The sequence below is a fragment of the Ruegeria sp. BG10 genome (assembly GCF_056538575.1).
Genome location: NZ_JBQFTI010000013.1, coordinates 1 through 4,484 on the forward strand (window position 1 = coordinate 1; position 4,484 = coordinate 4,484).

A 4,484-nucleotide genomic window follows, 5' to 3' on the forward strand; every position below is an offset into this window, starting at 1 on the left:
CCGCCGAGGCGGGGGTTTTGGCTATTCTGCTGCGTCTTCGTATTCTGACATGGGTGGGCATGTGCAGATAAGGTTTCGGTCTCCGTATGCGTTGTCGACGCGGTTGACGGGGGACCAGTATTTGTCGACGCCCATGGAACCCGGGGGGAAGCAGGCCTGTTCGCGGGTATAGGGGCGGTCCCAGTCGCCGACCAGATCGCGCACCGTGTGGGGGGCGTTTTTCAGCGGGTTGTTTTCCGCGTCGATCCTGCCGTCGATGATGTCCTGCGCTTCCGAGCGGATCGACAGCATGGCGTCGCAGAAACGGTCGAGCTCATCCTTGGGTTCCGATTCCGTCGGCTCGACCATCAGGGTGCCGGCCACCGGCCAGGACATGGTCGGCGCGTGGAAGCCTGAATCGACCAGACGCTTGGCGATGTCATCGACGCTGACATGCGCCGCCTCGTCCAGCGGTCTTGTGTCGAGGATGCATTCATGCGCCACCCGGCCTGTCTCGGAGGTGTAGAGGATCGGGTAGGCCGCGTTCAGACGCGCGGCGATGTAGTTGGCGTTCAGGATCGCCACCTTGGTCGCCTGTGTCAGACCGGCCCCGCCCATCAGCAGCACATAGGCCCATGAGACCGGCAGGATGGACGGAGACCCGAACGGTGCTGCCGAGACCGGACCGACGGCACTGCCGTATTCCGGGTGACCGGGCAGATGCTCTTCCAGATGCGCCTTGACGCCGATCGGACCCATGCCGGGGCCGCCACCGCCATGCGGGATGCAGAAGGTCTTGTGCAGGTTCAGGTGGCTGACATCGCCGCCGATGTCTCCGGGACGCGAGAGGCCAACCATGGCATTCATGTTAGCCCCGTCGATATAGACCTGCCCGCCGTGATCATGGGTGATCTGGCAGACCTCCTGCACGGTGGTCTCGAACACGCCATGGGTCGAGGGGTAGGTGATCATGCAGCCGGCCAGATGATCGGAATGCTTCTCGGCCTTGGCGCGGAAGTCGTTCAGGTCGATATTGCCGTTCTCATCCGATTGCACTGGCACCACCTGCCAGCCCACCATCTGCGCCGAGGCCGGGTTGGTGCCATGGGCCGAGGTCGGGATCAGGCAGACATTGCGGTGCCCTTCGCCGCGGGCGAAGTGATAGTTGCGGATGGTCAGCAGGCCTGCGTATTCGCCCTGCGCGCCCGAGTTGGGCTGCTGCGAGATCGCGTCATAACCGGTGATCTGGCACAGCTTGTCGTTCAGATCAGCGATCATCTCGTGATAGCCCTGCGCCTGATCTTCAGGGCAGAACGGGTGCAGGTTGCCGAACTCGGGCCAGGTGACCGGGATCATCTCGATCGTGGCATTCAGCTTCATGGTGCAGGAGCCCAGCGGGATCATCGCCCGGTCCAGCGCCAGATCGCGGTCGGCCAGACGGCGCATATAGCGGGTGATTTCGGCCTCGGCCCGGTTCTTGTGGAAGATCTCGTGGGTCAGATAGGCGCTTTCGCGCAGCGCATAGTCCGGCAGGCGATAGAGTTTGTTCGAACTGTCATCCTTGCGGTCGATGCCGAAAGCGCCCCAGACCGCCTCGATGGTCTCGGGGCGGGTCTGTTCATCGAGGCTGATGCCCACTTTCGTGTCACCCACCTTGCGCAGGTTGACGCCCCGGGCCACGGCGGCCTCCATGACCGTTTTCTGCAGATGGCCGACCTCGACCGTGATGGTGTCGAAGAACACCTCGGGTTCAACGGCAAAGCCCGCCTCTTCCAGACCGGCGGCCATGCGCGAGGTCTTGCGGTGCACCGATTGCGCGATGGCCTTGATGCCGTCGGGGCCGTGATAGACCGCATACATCGAGGCAATCACCGCCAAGAGCGCCTGCGCGGTGCAGACATTCGAGTTGGCCTTCTCGCGCCGGATATGCTGCTCGCGAGTCTGCAGCGCCAGGCGATAGGCCTTGTTGCCGCGGCTGTCGATGCTGACGCCGATGATCCGGCCCGGCATTGCCCGCTTCAGCTTGTCGGTGGTCGCCATGTAAGCAGCGTGCGGCCCGCCATAGCCCATCGGCACGCCAAAGCGCTGGGTCGAGCCGATGGCAATGTCCGCGCCCATCTCACCCGGTGACTTCAGCAGCGCCAGCGACAGGATGTCGGCGGCCACGATGGCAATCGCTTTATGTTCATGCAGGGCCGCAATCTCGGCGGTGAAGTCGCGCACATGGCCATGGGTGCCGGGATATTGGAAGATCGCACCAAAGACCGCGCCTGCATCCAGCGTATCCGGATCGGCGACCTGCACCTCGATGCCCAGCGGCTCGGCGCGCGTTTTAATGACCGCGATGGTCTGTGGGTGGCAGTTGCGGTCCACAAAGAAGGCCGCGTTATTGGCCTTCGACCGGCCGCCGCGCTTGGCCATGGCCATCGCCTCAGCCGCCGCCGTGGCTTCGTCCAGCAAGGACGCGTTGGCCACATCGAGCCCGGTCAGGTCGCTGACCATGGTCTGGAAGTTCAACAGCGCTTCAAGCCGGCCCTGGCTGATCTCGGGCTGATAAGGCGTATAGGCGGTGTACCAGGCCGGGTTTTCCAGGATGTTGCGCAGGATCGGCGCCGGCGTGGTGGTGCCATAGTATCCCTGACCGATCAGCGAGGTCAGAACCTTGTTCTTGCCCGCCACTTCTTTCATGTGGAACAGCGCGTCGCGCTCGGTCATCGCCGGGCCCCAGTCCAGCGGCTCTTTCTGCCGGATCGCCGGCGGCACGGTGGCATCAATCAGCTGGTCCAGCGTTTTGAAGCCGATCACCTTGAGCATGTCGCGCATCTCGGTGGGCGACGGGCCGATATGGCGGCGGTTGGCAAAGTCATAGGCTTCGTAATCGGTCAGTTTGAAGGCCATTGCAGCGCTCCTGTCGAATAGGTCAGGTCGGGCGGAGGCGGCAGAGGCCTCCGGCGTGGGGTAAGGGCCGTCCCGGAACCAGTCCGGCGGACAGGTTCAGGCCCGAACGGGCGGAGCCCCGGAAACAGAGCCCCGACATGGGTTTAACCGATGAAGGCCTTGTAGCCGGCCTCATCCATCAGATCTTCGAGCTGCGCGGCGTCGGTCACCTTGATCTTGTAGATCCAGGCCTCACCCTCGGGGTCGTCGTTCAGCGCGCCGGGATTGTCGGCCAGCGTCTCGTTCACTTCGGTGATCTCGCCATCGACCGGGGCATAGAGCTCGGACGCGGCCTTGACGGATTCGATCACCCCGATCTCGCCATCTTTCTCGAACGTGTCGCCCACTTCCTGCTGCTCGACAAACACCACATCGCCCAGCTGCTCGGCAGCGTGTGCGGTGATGCCCAGCGTGGCGATGTCGCCCTCAACGGCCAGCCATTCATGCTCTTCGGAATAATAGGTTGCCATGGTGTCTCTCTCCTGACTTCAACGCTTGTAATTCTGTTTGACGAAGGGCAGCGCCGCAATCTCGGCCGGCTGCGGCTTGCCCCGGATGATCAGCTGCACCACCTCGCCCGGCTCACCATGGCCGGCCGCGACATAGCCCATCGCCACCGGTCCGCCGACCGTGGGGCCGAACCCGCCCGAGGTGATCTGGCCAATGGGGTTGCCATTGCTGCACCGGATTTCCGTGCCCTGACGGGCCGGCGCCCGGCCTTCGGGCCTGATGCCCACCAGCCTGCGCGCAGGCCCCTCGGCCAGTTCCTTTTGCACCCGGTCGGCACCCGGAAAGCCGCCCTCTTCCTTGCGGCGCTTCTGGATCGCCCAGCCGAGGCTGGCCTCGATGGGGGAGGTGCCCTGGTCGATGTCATTGCCATAAAGGCAAAGACCCGCCTCCAACCGCAGGCTGTCGCGCGCGCCCAGACCCGCCGGTTCGCACTCCTCATGCGCCAGAAACGCGCGGGTGATCTCGATCGCCTTGTCCTCGGGGATCGAGATCTCATACCCGTCCTCACCCGTGTAGCCCAGCCGCGAGATGCGGCACTCGACACCCAGGATGTCGGCCATTGTGGTTTCCATGAAGGTCAGATCCCGCGCCGCGGGGCAGAGTTCCCCCACAACGTTTTCCGCCGCAGGACCTTGGACCGCGACCAGCGCACGGTCGAAGATCTCGGTCACTTCGACGCCGTCAAGGTTCGCTTTCATATGCGGAATGTCCTGATGGCGCAGCGCTGCGTTCACCACCACAAAGTAATGATCCCCCGCATTCGACACGATCAGGTCATCCATGATCCCGCCATCCGCATTGGTAAAAAACCCGTACCGCGCCTTGCCCGGCTTCAGGGTCGCATAAGCCTGCGGGCACAAAGCCTCCAGCTTCTCCCCCACATTCTCACCGCGCAAAATCACCTGACCCATATGAGACACATCAAACACCGCCGCCTTCTCACGACACTGCTTATGCTCCCCCATGATCCCCAAAGGATACTGAACAGGCATCTCCCATCCCGCAAAATCAACCAGCTTACCCCCCAACTCAACATGCAACGAATGAAGTGGGGTGCG

3 protein-coding genes are annotated in these 4,484 nt (G+C 63.3%); all 3 read right to left on the reverse strand.

Features of this window, described 5'->3' with window-relative positions; all coding sequences use genetic code 11:
• Positions 1–21: 21 nt before the first annotated feature.
• Positions 22–2,877 carry an aminomethyl-transferring glycine dehydrogenase gene (gene gcvP, locus ACR0D8_RS22150; RefSeq protein WP_480649691.1) on the reverse strand — a complete coding sequence of 952 codons (2,856 nt, stop codon included), beginning with the start codon at positions 2,875–2,877 and terminating at the stop codon, positions 22–24.
• Positions 2,878–3,020: 143 nt separating this feature from the next.
• Positions 3,021–3,386: a glycine cleavage system protein GcvH gene (gene gcvH / locus ACR0D8_RS22155; RefSeq protein ID WP_475153844.1), complete on the reverse strand. Its 366-nt coding sequence runs from the start codon at positions 3,384–3,386 to the stop codon at positions 3,021–3,023.
• An 18-nt stretch (positions 3,387–3,404) separates the two neighbouring features.
• Positions 3,405–4,484 (reverse strand): glycine cleavage system aminomethyltransferase GcvT (gcvT, locus tag ACR0D8_RS22160; protein WP_480649692.1); only part of this gene is annotated, 1,080 nt, incomplete at its 5' end.

Bases quoted from the DNA above. Each gene is read 5' to 3' on its own strand.
- gcvP (WP_480649691.1), bottom strand. From the start codon at position 2,877: ATGGCCTTCAAACTGACCGATTACGAAGCCTATGACTTTGCCAACCGC.
- gcvH (WP_475153844.1), bottom strand. From the start codon at position 3,386: ATGGCAACCTATTATTCCGAAGAGCATGAATGGCTGGCCGTTGAGGGC.